Origin of the sequence: Paenibacillus sp. S-12, assembly GCF_030363895.1 — a bacterium.
Lineage (GTDB): Bacteria > Bacillota > Bacilli > Paenibacillales > Paenibacillaceae > Paenibacillus_B > Paenibacillus_B alvei.
Genome location: NZ_JASIUF010000008.1, coordinates 188,555 through 208,820 on the forward strand (window position 1 = coordinate 188,555; position 20,266 = coordinate 208,820).

Below are 20,266 nucleotides of genomic sequence, written 5' to 3' on the forward strand. Positions count from 1 at the left end.
CGTCTTTAGCTGCAGTGGCTCTGGCGACGTTCATAAGAAACACGGCATTTTATCGGATGGATAGGAATATGCACAGTGGAAAGAAACAACTTGCAATGACATGGAACGGCGGTGTTGTCGTCTCATGTCATTGCTTTTTTTTTGCAGAAAATGCTTCAAAATGTTCTTTCTCAACTTGTTAATTGTTATGGTATTATATGGATGTGAAATTTAATCTTAAAAACGAAAAAAGGAGGACTGGAGTTGACTGTACATCATATAAAAAGAACGTTAATCGCTGGCGTGCTGCTTGGGATTGCTTTGCTGGGGTGGAATGTTGGTCTTGATGATGCCGCCGCCGCTGCGAAAACAAAATATGCAGTTCAGCTGGGAAATGTAACTGTAGCACAGAATGAGGTGTTCAATGAGCATGGCATGATCCTGGTTCCATTGTCCGCAATAACGGGTTCGATGGGGCTAGACATGTCCTATGCGTTTCAACCGGGATTATATGATTACCATGTATACGCTATGCCGCAGAAGACCAAGACAGTCGAAGTTTGGGGGAATGACTATCGTGGATATTGGGTCAGCACACATCCGAATGGCAAGCAGGATTACGAAGATTACACCCATGTTTATCAACCGGATCAGAAGTGTGCTCCAGAGTCGGATGTCTGTGAAGTATTGAAGGAGACATACCGCGGTCCTATGATCCGAGACGGTCAATTGTATGTACAAGTACGTTGGATAGCGAAAGCATTTGATTGGAAGTTAGCAATCATTCCGGATGGAGAGGGGCAATTCTTGATTAAGATTACATCAAACACAGAAGGGAGCTAATGCATGGAGAAACGAGCAACAAGGCCAGTCAGAATGTTAACGTTCATCTTGAATCATAAACTTATCTCGTTTTTGTTGATTGTGCTGTTAGTTAGTTTGAACGTGTTTATTTTCACAAAAATCTCATTTATCTTCTCTCCATTCATTATTTTCATTAAGACAGTTCTGTTTCCAGTGCTATTAGCAGGTGTGCTCTATTACTTGCTGAATCCGATCGTTGATTTTCTGGAGCAATGGAGAATCAAACGATTCATATCCATTCTCATCCTTTATATTCTTATTATCGGCATTATTACGGTCGTCGTTCTTGCTGTTATTCCTGTCATTCGGAAGCAAGTGATTGACTTGATAGCCAACGTCCCAGGGTTTAGTACCCAGATTGAAACGTTGTTCCGCGACATGATTGGCAGCGAGTTCTTCAACCGTATCCAGCAGAGCATCGATATTAATTCCAGCAACTTCGTAAGCTCCTTATCCGAACGGGCAACTTCACTCTTAAACAACACATTCAATGGAATCGGCGGATTTCTAGGTGCAGTCACAGAAACGATTCTCGGCCTTGTCATCGTTCCATTCGTTCTATTTTATTTACTGAAGGATGGCCGGAGGCTGCCTGAGTATATCCTTACATTCTTGCCAACTTCGCTGCGCAAGCAATCACATCAAGTGATGTCCGAGATGAATAATCAAATCAGTTCCTACATACGGGGTCAAATTATTGTAAGCTTCTGCATCGGCATATTATTGTATGCGGGCTACTTAATCATCGGGCTTGAATATTCATTAATTCTAGCAGTAATCGCAGCTTGTACGAGTATTGTGCCGTACTTGGGTCCTGCGATAGCAATCACACCCGCCCTAATCGTCGCGCTTGTCACTTCACCAATGATGTTGCTGAAAATGATCATCGTCTGGACGATTGTCCAATTGGTGGAAGGGAAGCTCATTTCGCCGCAAATTATGGGGAAGACACTTCACATACATCCGATTACGATCATTTTTGTCATATTGACAGCCGGCAACCTGTTCGGTGTAGTGGGTATTATTCTGGCCGTGCCTGGATATGCAGTGCTTAAGGTTGTTGTGACGCATTTATTTGATTGGTTCAAGCGTCGCTCTAATCTCTATGACGATCATCTTACGATGTAAGTCGACTCTGCAGATTAGGTATTTAATAATAATAATGCAGCGCCATTTCAACGCTCGTAAGCGATGAGATGGCGCTGTTTTTTGATTGCATTGTTTATACGCATCACGCGAGATAATAGTAGTAGATGCACCGCAAAATCCTGATGTTTCTAGTATTGAATCTTATTGATATTTATCATTTCGGGAGGAGACCAGTTCACATCTACCTATTTGTCAAGAAGAGAAAGATGAGAATTTTATAATGCTGTTCTAATAGATTACAAAAAAGTAAGAAACGGCGGTGATCCGCCTTCTTCCTAGTAAATGGTGGATAAAAATCATGTGTTATGGTTGTTACGTCGCTGGTGACCGCAGCACACTATCCATTATTCTAGGAGATGAGAATATTGTTTAATAAAAAAAAGTTTGGAAAAATATTTGTATGTGTCACATTAAGCTTGTCCTTCGCATTGTCAGCTGGTGCAGTAATGCCAGTCCATACAGTTAGCGCTGCTTCTACATCACAAAGCTCAAAAGCAGACAAGATTATAGCAACAGGAAAAAAATACTTAGGTGTTAAATATAAATTCGGTGCGAAAGCAGGAAGCACATCTGCTTTTGATTGCTCCTCGTTTACTCAATATGTATACGGCAAATATGGCATTAAACTTCCACGTACGTCCAAGAAGCAGTCCACAGTTGGCGTTGCAGTAAGCAAGAACAATATGAAAAAAGGCGATCTTCTCTTTTTCTACTCACCGGTACATCATGTCGGCATCTACATGGGTAACGGAAAAATCCTGCACACATACGGCAAAGGCGGGGTAAGAATCGACAACTTGAGCAGTTGGAAATCACGCCTCACGAAAGTTCGCCGCGTTATTTAATTGGATAAATGAATGAGACAAGCCTATAGCGTGCATGGGAATATGCGGCTATAGGCTTGTTGTATGTTCTGAGGACTCATGCAAGTACGGGATGCTTACAAGAAATGTACTTCCCTGGCCAACGGTGCTCTCCACTCGAATCCGGCCTTGATGCTGCTCGACAAGTTCTTTAGCAATTGACAAGCCAATGCCTGTCCCTCCTGTTACCCTTGAGCGTGCCTTGTCAACACGATAAAACCGATCAAATATTTTGTCCAGTTCTTCTTCGGGAATGCCGATTCCAGAATCTGACACACGAAGACATGCAAGTCCCTTTTCTTGAAAGACGGAAACTTCAATCCAGCCAGGATCATTTGTATACCTCACGGCATTTTCGATAAGGATAACGGCAACTTGGCGCAATTGTTCCTTATCACCAGATACATAAGTATCCTTGTTCAGATGAAGTTTTAAGGTGATTTGAGAATCAGGTTTCCATAATTGTTTGATTGCATCTCGTACAACGTCGGTGAGATTTACTTTTTCCTTTGGTGGGGCGTTATTGCCCGAACGAGCTAATGCCAGCAATTGAACGATAAGGCGCTGCATACGCTGGCTTTCTTGATCCAATGAATGAAGTGATTTTTGCAGCACTTCTGCGTTTTGGTTGCCCCAACGTTTTAGCAGTTTCACATGCCCACGAAATGCGGTCAGCGGAGTACGGAGCTCGTGGGAAGCGTTCGTTACAAAGTTCATTTCCCGTTCAATCAGTTCCTCATGCTCATCCAACAGCTGATTGAGACGCTCCGCTAACTTAGTCAGCTCCATAGGTGTCTCAGGGACATATACCCTTTGCCTTAAATTCGGTGCGTTCTTCATTTGGACGATCGAATTCATTATGCTGAATAAGGGAGAGAGATTCCGGCGTGTAATGTGATAGATCAGCAACGATCCTACCGATGAGCTAGCTAATGCAGTAATGAACAGGACTTTGATAATAATAAGCAAAATACGCTCAATTGAATGGAGCTGTACATGAATATAAATTTTCCCGACCTGTCCATTCGATTGATTCCATATGACATCATCTTGAATAAATAATCCGAAGTCTTTATTCCACTGAACAGCTTCCAACCAATAGTATCGAATCTTTTGTTCGGTAAGAAAATCTTCATCCCAGTTGCGGGTTTGAGCTAGTACACGCCCATCAAAGGACACAATTTGCACATCATAATTTGCATGATCGGGGTACAGCAGCTCATCCAGCAAGGATTGCCAATCTACAAATCCCTCCTGAATGCTCTCCCTCAGCTTGCGTTCAACTGCGAACAATTCCTGCTTAGAGTCCTGAAGTAAAAAGTGAGTTACTGCACCCATAATGCATATCCCAATAAGCAGGATTACAGCTAATAGACTTAACACATACCAGATCGTAAATCTGAACATTAGCGTGTTGGAGGAGTGCTTCATTTTCTGGATTAACGATTTGAACATGGACATTTCATTGATCCTTATGGTTCACGCAGTACGTATCCGACACCGCGCACAGTCTGAATTAATTTATGTTGATAGCCGCGATCCAGCTTGTTGCGCAAATAACGAATGTAGACGTCAACGACATTGGTCTCCCCAACAAAGTCATATCCCCATACGGAAGATAATAGTTGTTCACGACTAATGACTTCACCAGCATGCTCCAATAAGTATTGCAGAAGCTCGAATTCCCGTTGCGTTAACTCAATTCGATCACCTGCACGAGAAACGATTCTTTTCTTTACATCTAAAGTCAGGTCTGAAAGCCGGTATACTTCCTTCTGTTCTGTACTTGCGGCCTGATTGGGTCGGCGCAGAGCAGTGCGTATGCGAGCAAGCAGCTCCTCAATTTCAAACGGCTTCGTGATATAATCATCTGCGCCGGTATCGAGTCCGGCAATGACATCCCCTACATAATCACGAGCAGATAACAAAATGATAGGGACATCGCTAGTACGGCGAATTCTGCGGCAGACTTCCAGACCATTCAGCTTGGGTATCATCCAGTCGAGCAGGATCAGGCTCCATTCATTTTGATAAAAGAATTCAAGTGCCTGTTCGCCATCTTCAGCCAGAAGTACCTCATATCCTTCATGCTCAAGTTCAAGTTGGATGAACTGGGATACACTTTGTTCATCTTCGACTAATAATATGGAGTGGGCTGACATGTGTTCACCACGTTTGCAAAAGTTTGCCTATAGTATTGCCTCGATGTTTATAATGCATTCTGCATGGGGCACTTGAGTGATAAGAAGGTAAAATGTCGCAATCATGTTTGTAAATAAAGAACTCCCACGATCATAATGAAAGGATCGATGGGAGCTCTTATGATCTAGAAAGAAATAGCCTGCTTAAATATAGTGCTGATTAATGCCGCGGCTTCTTGCCGCAGCATGCTGCGTTTTGACTCATAGTCTATCGAGCTGTCGGCATCCGTAGTGATTTCAGGGCCGTACTTGCGCATAGCAACTGCATACTTAACTCCGTCAATGGCCCATGCGTCAGTATCGCCTGCCAATTTAACTTGTTGAGGGGGGGATCCGAGATACTTGGCGAATCGCCATGCAATCATGGCTGCTTCTTGCCGCTGAATCGGCTGGTCGGGATTGAAATACTGTCCAGATGAGCCGGAAACTAAGCCCGCTTTATGAGCTGCCTGGACATCCTTCTCGGCCCAGTGTCCCTTCATGTCTGAAAAAGAACTTGGGTGTTGAGAAGGCTGCATACGCAAGCACTTCATGAACATAGATACGAATTCAGCACGTGTGATTGGTGAAGCAGGGCGGAAGAGCCCTTTATGTTCGGTGTCTCCGCTTCGCATAACGATATCTTGAATATAGCTGCGATACGGATGATCGGTACCAACATCGGTATAGCGAATGTCAGGCAAGGACAGCTTCTCATACCAGGCTACGTTATTGTAATCCATGTAGGAGATCTCGCCGATGTCATTTTGCTTGAAGGCAACATATTTCCCTTTCTCTGTACGAAATAATAGCGGATCGATTTGCGATAAAGATTGAGAATTGCCATTGATAGAGTCAATTAGTTTTATTTTTCCATCCGATTGTACAGTAATTCGAATTGAGTGGAACCCGATACGCAAATCACGATATTCACCAACCAGTTTTTTTACCGTATCTTTGTCAAGCGTCGTTTCTGCGGGAACAGGCCGTTGGTCTGGATAGTAGTGATTCATAAAGGAACGAAATACGATATTGCGAAAGTCTTCCTTGGAATCTTCGTTTCGATTATAGATAACCATGAATCCAACATTTCTTTCGGGCATAAGCCAAATAAACGAGCCGAATCCCGGAAGATTGCCGCCTTTGCCAATTATGTGCTGACCATTGAAGGATTCATGATACAACGATTCGAAACCATATGTTGTATTTGGCACCTTGGGGTGGGCAGAAACACGAATTTTCATCATCTCATGTACCGTGTCGGAGTGTAATATTCGCTGTCCCTTATATGTACCTCCATTTAGTAGCGCAATCATGAATTTTGCCATATCTGAACCAGTTGATACAAGACTCCCATCGGGGCCGTCTGCTGGTGATACTTCATAGTAAGGTATCATTTCGCCTGTGCCTGTGTAGCTTGTTGCGAGATTCTTTTTCGCTTCAGGCGTCATAATGAAGCTGCTGTGTGTCATGCCGAGAGGCTGAAGAATATGCTTCATGCCATATTCATAGAATGGCACTCCTGTGATGCGTTCTACGAGATAGCCCTGAAGTTTGAAGCCGAAATTATCATAGCTGTAGGAAGTGCCAGGTTTGCGTACAACTGTAGGCATATGTTTACGAACATAATCGGCATTCGAGGTAATGGATAGATCGTCAGAGGCTTCTGGATAATCGAATCCGCTTGTGTGGGTCATTAAATGCTCGGCAGTTAGCGCGCCGTCAACTTTGCGGGGGATTGTGAGATCGCCCAGATAGGCACTTATATCCTTTTTTACATCAAGCTTGCCTTGCTCTGCTAATTGAAGCAGCGCTGCAGACGCAAACGGCTTCGTAACGGAGGCAAAACGCAAAACTGTAGTGTCGGGGTCCATTGGTTTTTTCGTTTTGACGTCTGCATAGCCGTATCCTTTACTAAGCAGAATTTGTTCGTTCTTTACAACGACAAACACCGCGCCCGGGAGCTTCTGTAAGGATGGTGAGGCAAACAACTGATCAGCAAAGGACTCAATCTCCTTTGGATCGGAGGGGCCGTTCGTCAATGTCGTTGGGATCGTAGAAATTTTTGATGAAGCACTCTGTGAAACGTTTGGATTGACCTGTGCTGATTGGGCATCAGCAGCATGAACCGAACTTACGGTCGCTAGTGCAACAGCTAAAGATAGTATTAAAAATAGCTTGCGTACGCGACGATTCATGTGGGGACTTGCAGATGAATGTACAGAAGATCGTTGCATGTTACCCTCCTCATAATTCGGATATAGAACGATGGAGTCTGAACTTTTGCAGTACATATGAGACTGTGGCTTTTAAACACTATACTTCACAGGATTACCATAAATGCGCAGTTTGAATTGTAAGAATTTTTTAATGAAGCAAAAGGCACTTGCTATTGTTTTTTATTCGATAGAGTCGAGCGATATGATATTCATGTATAATAGAGTACATATGGATGAGGTTTCCTACCGAAAGCAAGCTTTTTTCAAGGAATTCCTTACATTACAATACATACATATGCAAATAAGAAATTTAGTTTACAAGGAGGTTTATAGTCATGCTTCATCCGACGTTGATTGAAAACATACTTACCGCTGCGCTTGCTACCGGAGGGGACTTTGCTGAAGTATTTATAGAGGATCGAACAGCATCGAGTCTTGAAATGATCGGCGGCGTTGTTGAACAAGCGCTTGGCGGCCGAGATTATGGAGTCGGCATAAGGGTGCTCAACGGCGTTTTTGCGGTATATGCCTACACGAACGATTGCAGTTCCGATAATTTAATGAAGGTTGCATCTTCTGCGGCTCAAGCGATACGAGGCCAAGCGAAGGATATTTCAATTGATCTGCGCAAATCGACATTCGTCAATCAGCATCCGATTCTCGTTCCGCCAAATGAAGTGACGAAGAACCGCAAAATCGAATGGATGAGACAAGCGCATGTAGCTGCCAAGGAGTATAATCCAGTGATCGCGCAAACTTCAGTTTCTCTATATAACTGGGTGCAAAATGTGTGCATCGCCAATTCGGAAGGCTTGTTCGTTGAGGATCAGCGCACATACGGGCGAATGATGATCAGCGCCATTGCAGAGTCAGGCGGCATTAAGCAGACGGGATATGTGGGTCCGGGTGCTCATGCAGGATTGGAATTCATCGAGTCGATGGATATCCGTGGATGCGCCAGAGAAGCATCTCGCATTGCGACGACGATGGTAGGAGCTGCTTATGCGCCGAGCGGCAAGCTGCCTGTTATCATTGATAATGCCTTCGGGGGCGTTCTGTTCCATGAAGCATGCGGTCACGGACTTGAGGCGACGGCTGTCGCGAAGAAGGCTTCTGTGTTCGCTGACAAACTAGGAGAGCAGGTAGCGTCCCCGCTCGTTACCGCTATCGATGATGGTACAATTCCGAATGCGTGGGGTTCATTGAACATAGACGATGAGGGAGCGCCAACGCAGCGCAACGTGCTGATCGAGAACGGCGTGCTAAAAGGCTACCTAATCGATAAGCTCGGCGGCCGCAAGATGGGGATGCCGTCTACAGGTTCAGGACGGCGGCAGTCGTACCAATTTGCGCCTACCTCTCGCATGAATAATACGTATATTGCGGCGGGCAGCTCTTCGCCAGAAGAGATTATCGCAAATACGGAGTATGGATTATATGCCAAGACGATGGGCGGAGGCTCTGTGAATACGGCAACAGGTGAATTCAACTTTGCAGTTAATGAGGGCTATATGGTGCGCAACGGAAAAATTGAAGAGCCAGTCAAAGGAGCGACCTTGATCGGCAAGGGGATTGATATCCTACAGAAAATCGATATGGTCGGCAATAACCTTGATCACGGCCAAGGCATGTGTGGATCATTGAGCGGCAGTATTCCGGTCAACTGCGGACAGCCTATGGTTCGCGTTTCCAGCATGACGGTTGGCGGAAGAAAGGGGGAATAGGAAGTGGCGATGGAGATAGCAGCATTTCAGCAGCGTTTGTTTGAAGCGGGCAGGGAACTCGGCTGCGTAAAAATGGAAATTTATTATGAGCAGATGCGTTCAACATCGGTACGGGTATCCAAAGGAGATATTGATGCCTACACGATTAAGGAAAGTGGCGGAGTCTCCTTCCGCGCCGAATACAATGGAAAAATGGGCAATGCGTATTCGGAGCGGATAGAAGAGGATGTCATCGATTTCCTTGTGCAAGAAGCTAAAAGTAATGCGGAAGCTACCGAGAGCAGTGAGTTGGATCAGCTATTTGCGGGTTCAGCCTCCTATTCGGCGGTGAAGACGTATGATGCTGCGTTGAAAAGCACACCGCCGCAACAATTCATTGATGCTGCAATGGACATGGAGCGAATTGCACTGGAGTTCGATGAACGTATCTCTTTAGTGCGCAGCTCTTCAGTAATAGTGACCGAGAGTGATGTACTGATTGCCAATACGGAGGGGCTGAATTGCCGCGCTTCCTATAGCACTGCGGCAGGTAGTGTATCTGTAGTGGCAACACAGCTCGGCATGACGACAACTGGAGACTGGTACGACTTTTCAATGGAACGATTTGAGGATATCGACTTTGCCGCTGTAGCTCGCAGAGCTGCGCACGAAGCTGTGTCTAAGCTTGGTGCAGACACCGTTGTCTCGGATAATTATCCAGTCATCTTCCGACATGATGCTGCCAGTACGCTGCTTGGGGCGTATACGTCTATTTTCTCGGCAGATGCAGTTGATAAAGGCTTCTCTGGTTTGAAGGACAAAATTGGTGAGCAGATCGCAGGCAGCAATATTACGATTGTGGACGATCCGTTGATGAATAGCGTTCCGGGGGCGTGTTCCTTTGATGCGGAGGGCCATGCTGCGATGCGTACAGAGATCATTAAGGATGGCAAGCTGCTGACCTATATGCATAATTTAAAGACTGCTCGTAAGTTTGGCGCAGCGTCAACAGGCCATGCCTCAAAAAGGGGATACCGCAGTAAAATAGGGATTGCTCCTCACAATATGTACGTGGTACCGGGTTCCGCATCACTGGATGATCTAATCGCAGGGACGGAGAAGGGTCTGCTGATTGTACAACTGCAAGGTCTGCACGCAGGGACGAATGCGATATCAGGTGAATTCTCCTTATCCTGTATCGGATTCCTTATTGAAGCAGGTACGATTGTACGTTCAGTTAACCAAATTACCGTGTCCGGTAACTTGTTCGATCTCCTAAAGCAAATTGAAGAAGTTGCTAATGATTTGTGGTTCACAGGCAGCTGTAATGTGCCATCCTTAAAGGTAAAGGGTTTAACCATTTCTGGAGCGTAATTCTGCAAGATGATGCACAGGAATTGGATTTGACAGGAAAGAAGCTGGCTTTTTATAATGTATTGTTATAATCGGTTGATAGATGACAGCAGGAGAGTTGCAGCATGACTGAACTATCAAAAAAAGAAACGTTTTATTTTGGCTTAATGCTATTTGCCTTATTTTTTGGCGCAGGCAATCTCATTTTTCCGCCGGCTGTAGGATATGCCGCAGGTTCAAATGTATGGGAAGCTATGATCGGATTTTTAATTACCTCTGTAGGTCTACCGATCTTAGGCGTTACTGCGATTGCAAAATCCGGTGATTTACAGTCATTGACGAATCGTGTCCATCCTGGATTCGGATTTGTGTTCACCTTTATTACTTATTTAGCACTCGGGCCATTTCTTGTTATTCCGCGTGCAGGAAGTGTGGCATTTGAAATGGGAACAGTTCCGCTGTTGCCTGAAGTGCTGCGTACGAGTGGCTGGTCTTTATTTGTGTACTCTTTTATTTATTTTGTTATCAGCTATTGGCTGTGCCTGAATCCATCGAAGCTGTTTGAACGAATCGGCAAGGTGCTGACCCCGATCCTGCTGATCATGATCATACTCGTCTTTATACAGAGCATGTTCCATCCGTTAGGGGAATATGCTCTACCGGGAGAAGCATACGTAAATCAAGCTGCCTTCAAAGGCGGCATTGACGGTTACTCGACGATGGATGCGTTGTCCGCTCTGCTGCTAGGAAGTGTCGTCGTATCTGCGCTGCGCAAGCGCGGGATATCTAGCTCGCAGAAGCTGTCAGCCATCACGATAAAGGCCGGACTAATAGCAGGCGTGTTCTTGGCCATCATTTATATGATGATCGGCTATCTAGGCTCAACAAGTCATTCCATCATTGAAGGAGCCGCGAATGGCGGTCAGATTATGACGGCCATTGTGCTGCATTTATTTGGTAAATGGGGTACGATATTGCTCGGCATTGTCTTTATTCTGGCATGTCTGACGACATCGGTTGGCTTGCTCGCTGCTTGCGGGGAATATTTCCACTCTATTGTGCCGCGCATTTCTTACAAGCAGTGGATCGGAATATTATGCATCATAAGCGTGGGTGTAACGAATCTTGGTCTTGATCAGATTATTTCATTTTCAGTTCCAATCGTGTCGGCCATTTACCCGCTTACAATTGTCCTTATCGTCTTGACCCTGATGCACCATGTTTTTAAGGGGCGATCGGCTGTATATATTGGTAGCTTGCTTGCGACTTCATTGATCAGCATTGTGGACGGACTGAAACAGGCGGGGCTTGAAGTTGAGCACGTTGAGAAATTGTACCGTTACCTGCCTTGGTATTCCGAAGGGCTGGGCTGGGTCGTGCCTGCGCTTGCAGGGGCAACGATCGGCTGCATTTGGTTCTTCATGCGCAGTGAACCGAACGATCTGCCGGTATCGGAAGCGGTTGAATAACATAAAAAGCTCCGTTTCCAGTTGGAAACGGAGCTTTTTATGTAAAAATAGGCTTTGGAATGAAAGTACCACATTTTACAAAATGGTGAATAAAGGAAGAAGAGATTCGTTTTTCGTTTTGAATCTATAGATTCAAGTTTTGCGCGAGGAATATACTGGAGATAGATCGGGATCAGGTGACGGCATCCAATCCAAGCAAGGAAAGGTGATGCGCATATGAAAAAGATTCTCTCTATTCTTGCAGCTGCCACAATGCTGGCAGGAGTGTTAACGATTCAAGCTCCTCAAGCCCAAGCAGCATCCGGTACATACTTAGGTACGTATGACTTGCGAGGGGACGGCACAATGCAGATGGTCTATCGGAACGGAGGCAAACTGGACATTGTCGACAGCTGGGGAGGGACTCGTTCCTATTCATTCGGCAATACAGTATGGGCTGTCGGGCCCGTAGAAGACATGGATGGCGTGCCAGGTAAAGAAATCTCCATAAAGGCTGGAGGAGACGCGTACATTATTCATGACCGGAGCAATCGGGCGGTCAAGTATCCCGTCGGAGACAATCGAAGCTGGGCCATCGTTGGCACAGCCGAAACGAATAACAAGCCGGGTGCGGAGCTAATATTGAACATTGGAGAGGGGATTCGCGTCATCAGGGACAGCGAAGGAACGTACCGAGATTATAAGATGCCGAATGTGTCCTGGGCACTCGCAAAAATAGCGGATACGGACGGTCAGCCCGGAGACGAGCTTATCGTGAATGGCAGCTCTAAACTGATTATTGTGAGTGATACGAACGGTACGACCCGAGAGTATGCCGCCAACAGCGGAACTTGGGCGATAATCGATGCTGTCGATACGAATGGTCAGCCGGGCGCAGAGGTAATCTTGAATTTTGTAGATAAGGTTCGAATCGTGGACGATCGGTCGCGATCGACGCGCGACTATAAGATGAATTCGTATGCTTGGAAGGTAACGCAAATTGTTAATATGGACGGTCAACCAGGAGCGGAGATTATTATCAATGATAATACGAAAATGAGGGTCATCAATGACCGTGCCGGTACAATCTATAATATGTAAAAATAGGTGTATGACGCGACGACTTTGTTACTGCAATCGGATATAAGCTATTTGGAGAGAGGGCTTCCCTCTCTTTTTTTTGTGAAATTTCCATTGTAGACGGCGAGTTCCGCGCTATTCCCAATGGAGTTTTTTTTACTTTCCCCCCTTAATTTTTTTCTCCCGAAATGAACATGCCGCATAACGTAAAATCAGGCACAGATAGGTCGAAAAGAATGGGTATCATTTATTGATAAGATTTTGCAACTAAAAATGTGTCTTTGTTGTGAAAAAACTGTGTCAAATACGTTAACTTCAATGGTATAATAAGGAATGACACCAATGCGATATCTTACAACCTATTTGAGAATCAGATTGGGGCGGATGATATGAATTATCGGGTGAAATATCCAACGCGCACGAAGGCAGTTTTGGGAGCTTCTCTATTGTTCAGCTTTGGAATGCTGCAGGTTACAGCGATGACGGGTCGAACCTTCCCGTTGTTGTTTATGATGCAGATGGCCGTTCTAGCTATCGTGCTTGTATCGTTAGCAGTAGAGGTATATGCGGTGCGTTCGCGTCGTACAGTGGAAATTAGCTCGGCTTCTGATACGATCACGGTTAATGGTCGCATGATCCATTGCAGTGAGATTCAAGCGATTAAGCTAAAAGGAATAAATTGTCCAGCAATCGGCATACAACTCAAATCAAAGCATATAATTCCGATGAACTGCTGCTTTGCCTTTGCGCAAGAGGCGCAGAGTGGCATTGAAGAACTGATGAAATGGGCCAAGCGGAACGAGGTACCCGTTAACCATACCTATTTCATGACATGGTTCTAATGCCGTAGCAGGTAATGTTTAAAGGGGGCGTATTGTCAAATGATTAGAGAGGTGGCGGTGCTTCATATTAAACCAGGTACGAGCAATGATTTCGAAAGCGCCTTCCGTCACGCATCGCCGCTTCTGACATCGTCTAGGGGATATATTTCCCATGAACTGCATAAATGCGTTGAGGCCGCCGATCGATATTTGCTTATCGTCCAGTGGCATTCGTTGAAGGAGCATGCGGTTGGCTTTCGAAATACTGTTCAATACGAACAGTTGAATGCGCTGTTGCATGAGTATTATGAGATAGATCCCATCGTGAACCATTATGTTCAGATACCAGTGCAGCTTTATTGATTCCCTTTTCACTTTACGGCGTCTCTTCTTTTGTCAATATGCAGTGTACCGTCGCTTTGAAGTTCGGCATAAAAAATTTCTTGAATATGATCAGGCGAGCATCCTGCATTGTGCAGCGCTTGATTCAGCCATTCTTTCGTTAGGTTCAGCTCTCTAAGATTCTGATATACAATGGAACCATCAGTGATAACTTCGGTCGGCATATATAAGATGGGTTCCGTGCCTATTTTCAAATCTTCTTTAGTGGGCGCTTGTTTGTCTACTTTTTTTAGCACACACAATCCGCCATGCGGCTCGAGAATAGCATATTCGACATCTCGAATTGAAAATACGTCCTTCTCGCGTAGCAGCATGCTTACATCATCCATGTTCAGGTGCATAGACGCCATTGTCTTCTCTAGGATTTTGCCTTTTTTGATTATAATCGTGGGCTCGCCGTCTAACATAACGCGAAGACGTGGAACTTTTAAGGTGAGCGTGCCAATTCCTATTGTTAATAAGCTCCACATTGTCAAACTGATGACACCGTCGAGAAGAGATATATGCGGGTCAATTGCCATGGCTGCAGCGATGGAACCAAAGGTAATACCGGTGATGTAATTGAATAAGGTAATTTGGCTCATTTGCTTCTTGCCAAGAATTCGATTGAATAAAAGCATGGCGATAAATGCTAAAAATGTACGTCCTATAACCTCCATAAATACACACCTTTCTATTTTTCGTTTTTTACCCCTGATATAGGGAAATATCCGAACAGCCGGCAATGACATTGGTCGGTTTTTTTGCTATTTTTCGTTTTTGTACATAGCATGTAAATGCAGCAGCAGACTTGAATATAAACGTTGAGGGGATGAGTGATTTTGTGAATTACTATCAAAACGACCTGCCAGTCGACTTCATGAATGTACCGATCTCGGTATTTATGGATGTAGAGCGTGCAGAATCATCGGCTCAACGATGTCTGCTGGTTAGCGATAATCCTGAAATATTAAATTCATCGTCACTCCCGGGAAGAGAAGGGACATTGTGGCATCATATCATGCGTTCGGACGAGCAATTCGTTCTACATCGGATATTCGGCTGGCATCGCAACGAAACAGGACAACCATTGCAACTAGGAGTAACCATTCAAAATATATCCACATCAAGTAATATTACTATTCAGCAGGTACGGAGAGAGATTCTTGTTCAACCAATCAACGATCAAATGATTCATGCAGGGCAATGTCTTGTAAAGGCTTGTCTTAGCGATACTATGGAGCATTGTATTCCTGTCGATAAAGAGGCAGCTTGTCAGAGGACGGCACTAATCGAATCTGTGAGATTGGAACATGGTTATTTTGCCGGGTTCATTTATGAGTTCACAGTAACACGAGATTCATCTGCTGATGTCATGGAGTATGTTGTCCGTACGGTTGTAAGCCGGGATATGGCTGCGGACTTGCGACTAGTCCATTCAGACCCCCTTCCTTCGTATGGCACCCATCCGCGCGGATGCTGGTCTTATTCCGAGGTACATGCAGCCATGCCAGCATATATCGTTGGAACGGAAAGCGTCTATCGGGTGTGTGCGCGAACGAAAATGAACGGAGCGGCGGCTGCCGACTTGCTGTTCACGGTTAGCACGAGTGATATTGGTGAGGGGGCAGTCGATAATTTTGGCCAATTCGGTGCTATTTACTCGATTGATATTCCGCTGCATAATCATACCGAAAGAGAAGCGGCCATCCGCATTTACTTGAATCCGCGTGGGGGTGCCTATACAGGTGCTATTCTCGTTGATGGAGAAGTAAAAGGTATACCCATTATGCTTAACAACACAAATGTGTGCTTGATTGCTGCGATTGTTGTTCCCCCTGGGGAGAGTTCATTCACCTGTAAACTGATGACGGCTGGAGAATCGAATCTTCCGTTGGGCATTTATTTGGTTTCATAACACCCTAAACAGGCCGTGCGTCTGAACCTGAACCAAACGTTGCTGCCATGCTGTCTCATGGCATTGGCGGTGAGGATGGGTTTCACATTGTTGGCTGAGAAATTTATAGTCTATATCGACGCAAAGTGTCCTAGATTCCAAGCTAGCCAGCAATTTCTGAAAATTGGGTAAGGATGTGACGGCTCGCAATTGGAACACGGTGACGAAGTGGCTGAGATTGATCATGAGCTGGAGGCTGAATGAACGAGACATCGTTCGTCAAGATCAATTGACTACGCTTGACATTCAAGTAAGTGGATCTCATAATAGAGTATGTTTAAACATTTGAACATACGAGGTGAGAATTATCACAGTTGAGCACACACAATACGATTGCAGCAATAAAGACCAAGTGCTGGAGAAGTTTCAACAGGCAACACCTATATTTCAAGCACTTGGAGATACGAATCGACAGCAAATCATAATGCTTCTGCTTGAACATAGCGCCTTAAATGTGAATCAAATAACCGAACAGATGGACATATCAAGACCGGCCGTCTCTCATCATCTGAAAATATTAAGACAAGCCGGTCTCATTACATTCAATAAGCAAGCGAATGAGAAACTGTATTCCTTAAGCGCTAGAGAATTTATGACGACGATTAAAGACTTGATGATGTCCATTGAAGCGGGTATGTGAATAAGGGGGCATGGCTAGGTTCGGAGAGGAGAATGATCCGTAGCTACTAGTTCTTTTCTAAGAACTTCAGTCGATTTCCCAATGGATCTGTTACATAAAATCGGATAATTCCTTCTTCTGTCCGAACTGTGTCGTCCACCACATCGATCTGATGTTGGAGGAGATGGGCGCGTAGTAGTCTAATGGCCATAGGCGTATTGTGTGCTGCTGCGTGGTTATTTTTTTGCACATTATGTTTATAAGTTTAAACATATAATCTATATACAGGGAGAGATGATTCATTTTGAACAATCACAGCGTCAACAAAAGCATTTATTTTCTTATGCTGCTCGTGCCTTTATTTTGGGGTGGGTCATTTTCAACGGCTGAACATGTGATCACGGAAATTCCGCCGCTCGTTGCCGCTACGATTCGGTTTGGATTGGCTGGTCTCCTTTTATTGCTTCTAGTTACTGTCCGATCAGAATGGAATCTGCAAGGGCTGAAGACAAATTGGAAAGGACTCGTTATTATATCGCTAACAGGGATATTCGGGTATAATGCTTTGTTTTTTGTGGCGCTGCACTACACATCAGCCATTAATGGCTCTCTCATCATCGCCACGATGCCGGTGTTCGTTTCTCTGGGGGCTATTTTATTTTTCAAGGAGGCTTGGAACGGAAAACTGGGAATCAGTTTGGCTCTTTCATTTATCGGTGTGGTGCTGGTTATTACGAAGGGATCGCTTGAGCGATTGGCCAGCTTATCGTTCAATGAGGGAGATTTATTATTTATCGGTGCATTGTTGTGCGGGGTTGTATACAGTCTTGTTGGAAAAAAGGTAGTCAAAGATGTATCGCCCGTGTTTGCAACTGCCGTTATGACGCTGCTCGGATCAATCTTTCTCGGATTCAGTTCTATCCCTGAGGGAGGATGGGAGATGGTGCCTGAAATGTCCATTCAAGGATGGATGGAGATGGCCTATATGGTGGTATGCGGAACACTTATCGGATATATCATCTTTAATCTAGGTGTGCACCAGATTGGGGCGAGCAAGGCAAGTATCTATTTGAACCTTACACCTATCGTGACTTCACTTCTTTCTGTGTGGCTGTATGGCGCCAGCTTGACCTGGTCGCTGTTCGCTGGGCTCCTATTCGTGTTGGCAGGTGTGTGCTTAGCAACGATCCAACCAAGTCGGTCGTCTACTCAATTCTTTAATGAAATGCATGCAGTGAAAAAATAGACAAACAATATCAGGTAGAATAGAAAATAGGAAGGGGAACTTCGGTTCTCCTTTTTTGCGCGTAAAAAATTATTGTCCCAAATATGAGAAGTTGCAAGCACTAGGTTCGTCTATATCTATGAACACACAACAATGAGGGAGGAGAGCCATGAGCTGCACCGAGTTAGATAGAGATATTATCGCACAGGTTCTTGGCGGCAGGCAGGAATTATACGCTGTCCTTGTCAATCGATATAGGGAGCAAACGTACGGGCTATTGCGAGGTATTGGGGCGAGCCATGAGGATGCTCAGGACGTTGCGCAAGAGGCGTTTATCAAGGCATATCGTAAGCTGGCCGATCATGATCCATGCAGGAGCTTCGCCGCATGGTTATATACCATCACTGTTCGTACTTATCAGGATCGATGTAAACGCAAGCAGATCACATTAATCGAATGGGATCAAGAATCCGTGGCAGACGAAACTACACCGGAGATGTTGTATTTGCGAGCGGAATCTCGGCAGCATGTGCAGCAATTCATTCAGCAATTGCCGCCGGCGCAACGTATTGTCATCCTGCTCCGCTATACCAACGAGTGTACGTATGAGGAAATCTGCGAGATTACGAGCTTGACTATGCACCAAGTGAAAAATGCGTTGTATCGAGCCAAAAAGTCATTGAAGAAGTTGATTGAACAAGGAGGGAGCCATGATGTCAGGGAAGTCAGTGATGTCGGGGAGATGTCTCACGTATGAGCAGATGGAGGAACTGATGGTAAATGGACGGCTTAATAGCGCCATGGATCATATTGAGAGCTGTACACCATGCCAGCATTTACTGGAGACATGCATAGAGGAGCAGGGTGTAATGCACCAAATGTTGTATCCGTACAAGCTGGATGATTCCTTTACAGATCGCATCATGGCGGTTATTGCAGATGAGGAAGTTGAAGGGAAACAAGAAGCAAGGAATGAGGATGCTAAGGGAAATGTGTCCATAATGGAACAAATGGCTTCCCGAAAGAGGATTTCACGAAAAAAATGGGTCGCTGCCGCAATTATTTTGATTTTTGCTTCTATCCTCAGCTTCACGCAACCGACAGTGGCCAACTGGATTAAGTCACTATTCCAGATCGAGAGCACGGAGGACGTAGGGTTACTAAATTCCGATATCATCGGTATTCATCATTTCGTAAATATTGAAAAGAAGGATAAAGGTTACACGCTGGAAGTGAAGGAAGTCGTGGCGGATACGTCGCGCATTGTCATCGCTTACCGCTTGCTGCGGCCAGACGGCAAGTCGCAAAACGATTACCTGCAACGTCGTTCCATTGATGTTGTTGACGCGGATGGCAAGTCGATTATCGATCCGAATGCGTCATTTGGGCTGCACAATATGGAAGGCGGCGAGAAGGGGAAAGAGTACGGGATGATTGATCTCGGCCTTATTGGGACATTAGACACCGACCAGATTACAATACGCGGAAATATAGACGTAATTGGTTGGGAAGGCGACAAGGTTGCATATACACTAGTAAATGGAGATTGGCGCTTCTCAATTGATGTGGATATGACGGAAGCTAGGAAGAAGGTAAGGGAGATTCCATTGAATGGCGAATATATGGCACCTGATGGAACAAGAATTAAGCCGACGCGCATGATTTTTCACGCTAGCGCATTTCAAATCGAGTTTCAGTCGAAGCTTCCTGCAGGTGCCGCACCACGTAATGAGGATCTAGCGCTATATACTTATCATGAAATCGGATACTACATTAAGGATACAGAGGGCAAGTATATAGCTCTCAATATTCGAGACCACAAATATCATGATTATGATGAGCGCCCGGCAATGTTCCCCTTGCGGTCAAGCTGTACGTTAGGAGAAGAAGGGGATTCGAAAGTAGTGACATGCATAGATACGTTTGGCGCTTTTAAGGATCTCGGTAATTTAGGAGAATTAGGGATCGATGATTATCACTTCCCGAAGTTTACGAATCATTCTATCAGTTTCTCGTTGGCAAGCTTGGAAGATGGTCCAGCCGTATTCAAGGCTGCTGGTGATGAATTTAAAATGTTGAACCCGAACGGGTTCGAGGAAACCTATGTAAGCAAAGCTGAAGGGATCAAAAAATCTTTAAAGTTAAAAGCGATTGGAACCATGTCTACGGATAGTACTGGGCAAAGGTGGATTGCCCAGGATGAGAAGGGACATGAATATCCAATTGACGTCAGGGGCTCGTATGTTAGAGGTGGTATCGATTACGATGGCGACTTTACCATTCTAGGGTTGGATCATGTGCCGAAGAAATTGACCTTAACACGGACGGCAACCGATTTTATCTATCGGGATATCAATTGGAAGATGAAACTCCCTGCGTATAAGCATTCCGTGTCATGGAAGTACGAGGAATAAGGAACGAACGA

19 protein-coding genes are annotated in these 20,266 nt (G+C 45.0%); 14 read left to right on the forward strand and 5 right to left on the reverse strand.

What is annotated here, in order from left to right; all coding sequences use genetic code 11:
• Positions 1 to 243: 243 nt before the first annotated feature.
• The 3 genes from NO352_RS08415 to NO352_RS08425 all read left to right on the forward strand — a co-directional run bounded on the left by NO352_RS08415 (position 244) and on the right by NO352_RS08425 (position 2,837).
• The gene (locus tag NO352_RS08415) at positions 244 to 822 is read left to right on the forward strand and encodes a hypothetical protein (protein ID WP_268619799.1); all 579 of its coding nucleotides are present in this window, start codon (positions 244 to 246) and stop codon (positions 820 to 822) included.
• Between the two features lie 3 nt (positions 823 to 825).
• Complete coding sequence (locus tag NO352_RS08420) at positions 826 to 1,971, forward strand: AI-2E family transporter (protein ID WP_005549457.1); 1,146 nt, start codon at positions 826 to 828, stop codon at positions 1,969 to 1,971.
• 377 nt (positions 1,972 to 2,348) lie between these two features.
• Positions 2,349 to 2,837 (forward strand): C40 family peptidase, encoded by a 489-nt coding sequence (locus NO352_RS08425; protein WP_262866783.1) that lies wholly within the window; start codon positions 2,349 to 2,351, stop codon positions 2,835 to 2,837.
• A gap of 48 nt (positions 2,838 to 2,885) precedes the next feature.
• Here NO352_RS08425 and NO352_RS08430 read toward each other — a convergent pair whose 3' ends face one another.
• The 3 genes from NO352_RS08430 to NO352_RS08440 all read right to left on the reverse strand — a co-directional run bounded on the left by NO352_RS08430 (position 2,886) and on the right by NO352_RS08440 (position 7,272).
• Positions 2,886 to 4,316, reverse strand: coding sequence for a sensor histidine kinase (locus tag NO352_RS08430; RefSeq protein ID WP_289355338.1), 1,431 nt, complete (start codon positions 4,314 to 4,316; stop codon positions 2,886 to 2,888).
• An 11-nt stretch (positions 4,317 to 4,327) separates the two neighbouring features.
• Positions 4,328 to 5,017: a response regulator transcription factor gene (locus NO352_RS08435; protein WP_005549453.1), complete on the reverse strand. Its 690-nt coding sequence runs from the start codon at positions 5,015 to 5,017 to the stop codon at positions 4,328 to 4,330.
• Positions 5,018 to 5,181: 164 nt separating this feature from the next.
• Complete coding sequence (locus tag NO352_RS08440; RefSeq protein WP_289355339.1) at positions 5,182 to 7,272, reverse strand: serine hydrolase domain-containing protein; 2,091 nt, start codon at positions 7,270 to 7,272, stop codon at positions 5,182 to 5,184.
• Positions 7,273 to 7,589: 317 nt separating this feature from the next.
• Here NO352_RS08440 and NO352_RS08445 point away from each other — a divergent pair, with 317 nt between their 5' ends.
• The 6 genes from NO352_RS08445 to NO352_RS08470 all read left to right on the forward strand — a co-directional run bounded on the left by NO352_RS08445 (position 7,590) and on the right by NO352_RS08470 (position 14,022).
• Positions 7,590 to 8,978 (forward strand): TldD/PmbA family protein, encoded by a 1,389-nt coding sequence (locus tag NO352_RS08445; protein ID WP_289355340.1) that lies wholly within the window; start codon positions 7,590 to 7,592, stop codon positions 8,976 to 8,978.
• A gap of 9 nt (positions 8,979 to 8,987) precedes the next feature.
• Entirely contained in the window at positions 8,988 to 10,331 is a 1,344-nt protein-coding gene (locus NO352_RS08450) for a TldD/PmbA family protein (protein WP_289355422.1), read from the forward strand.
• A gap of 104 nt (positions 10,332 to 10,435) precedes the next feature.
• Positions 10,436 to 11,779, forward strand: a complete 1,344-nt coding sequence (gene brnQ, locus NO352_RS08455) for a branched-chain amino acid transport system II carrier protein (RefSeq protein ID WP_289355341.1) — start codon at positions 10,436 to 10,438, stop codon at positions 11,777 to 11,779.
• Positions 11,780 to 11,995: 216 nt separating this feature from the next.
• On the forward strand, positions 11,996 to 12,859 hold the full coding sequence (locus tag NO352_RS08460; protein ID WP_289355342.1) for a PA5033 family protein: 864 nt from the start codon (positions 11,996 to 11,998) through the stop codon (positions 12,857 to 12,859).
• A 368-nt stretch (positions 12,860 to 13,227) separates the two neighbouring features.
• Entirely contained in the window at positions 13,228 to 13,680 is a 453-nt protein-coding gene (locus NO352_RS08465; RefSeq protein ID WP_289355343.1) for a 6-phosphogluconate dehydrogenase, read from the forward strand.
• 39 nt (positions 13,681 to 13,719) lie between these two features.
• Positions 13,720 to 14,022, forward strand: a complete 303-nt coding sequence (locus NO352_RS08470) for an antibiotic biosynthesis monooxygenase family protein (RefSeq protein ID WP_289355344.1) — start codon at positions 13,720 to 13,722, stop codon at positions 14,020 to 14,022.
• A gap of 8 nt (positions 14,023 to 14,030) precedes the next feature.
• On the opposite strand, the gene NO352_RS08475 is transcribed toward NO352_RS08470, so the two are convergent.
• Positions 14,031 to 14,720, reverse strand: coding sequence for a DUF421 domain-containing protein (locus NO352_RS08475; protein WP_289355345.1), 690 nt, complete (start codon positions 14,718 to 14,720; stop codon positions 14,031 to 14,033).
• 164 nt (positions 14,721 to 14,884) lie between these two features.
• Between NO352_RS08475 and NO352_RS08480 the strand changes: the two genes are divergently transcribed.
• On the forward strand, positions 14,885 to 15,958 hold the full coding sequence (locus NO352_RS08480; protein WP_268619789.1) for a hypothetical protein: 1,074 nt from the start codon (positions 14,885 to 14,887) through the stop codon (positions 15,956 to 15,958).
• A gap of 142 nt (positions 15,959 to 16,100) precedes the next feature.
• Here NO352_RS08480 and NO352_RS08485 read toward each other — a convergent pair whose 3' ends face one another.
• Positions 16,101 to 16,247, reverse strand: a complete 147-nt coding sequence (locus NO352_RS08485) for a hypothetical protein (RefSeq protein WP_268600285.1) — start codon at positions 16,245 to 16,247, stop codon at positions 16,101 to 16,103.
• Between the two features lie 48 nt (positions 16,248 to 16,295).
• On the opposite strand from NO352_RS08485, the gene NO352_RS08490 reads away from it, so the two are divergent.
• The 4 genes from NO352_RS08490 to NO352_RS08505 all read left to right on the forward strand — a co-directional run bounded on the left by NO352_RS08490 (position 16,296) and on the right by NO352_RS08505 (position 20,255).
• The gene (locus NO352_RS08490; RefSeq protein ID WP_005549438.1) at positions 16,296 to 16,637 is read left to right on the forward strand and encodes an ArsR/SmtB family transcription factor; all 342 of its coding nucleotides are present in this window, start codon (positions 16,296 to 16,298) and stop codon (positions 16,635 to 16,637) included.
• A gap of 283 nt (positions 16,638 to 16,920) precedes the next feature.
• Complete coding sequence (locus NO352_RS08495; protein WP_483311824.1) at positions 16,921 to 17,862, forward strand: DMT family transporter; 942 nt, start codon at positions 16,921 to 16,923, stop codon at positions 17,860 to 17,862.
• A 148-nt stretch (positions 17,863 to 18,010) separates the two neighbouring features.
• On the forward strand, positions 18,011 to 18,598 hold the full coding sequence (locus tag NO352_RS08500; protein ID WP_005549435.1) for an RNA polymerase sigma factor: 588 nt from the start codon (positions 18,011 to 18,013) through the stop codon (positions 18,596 to 18,598).
• On the forward strand, positions 18,552 to 20,255 hold the full coding sequence (locus tag NO352_RS08505) for a DUF4179 domain-containing protein (RefSeq protein ID WP_289355346.1): 1,704 nt from the start codon (positions 18,552 to 18,554) through the stop codon (positions 20,253 to 20,255). The genes NO352_RS08500 and NO352_RS08505 overlap by 47 nt, the downstream gene beginning before the upstream one ends.
• Positions 20,256 to 20,266: the final 11 nt, after the last annotated feature.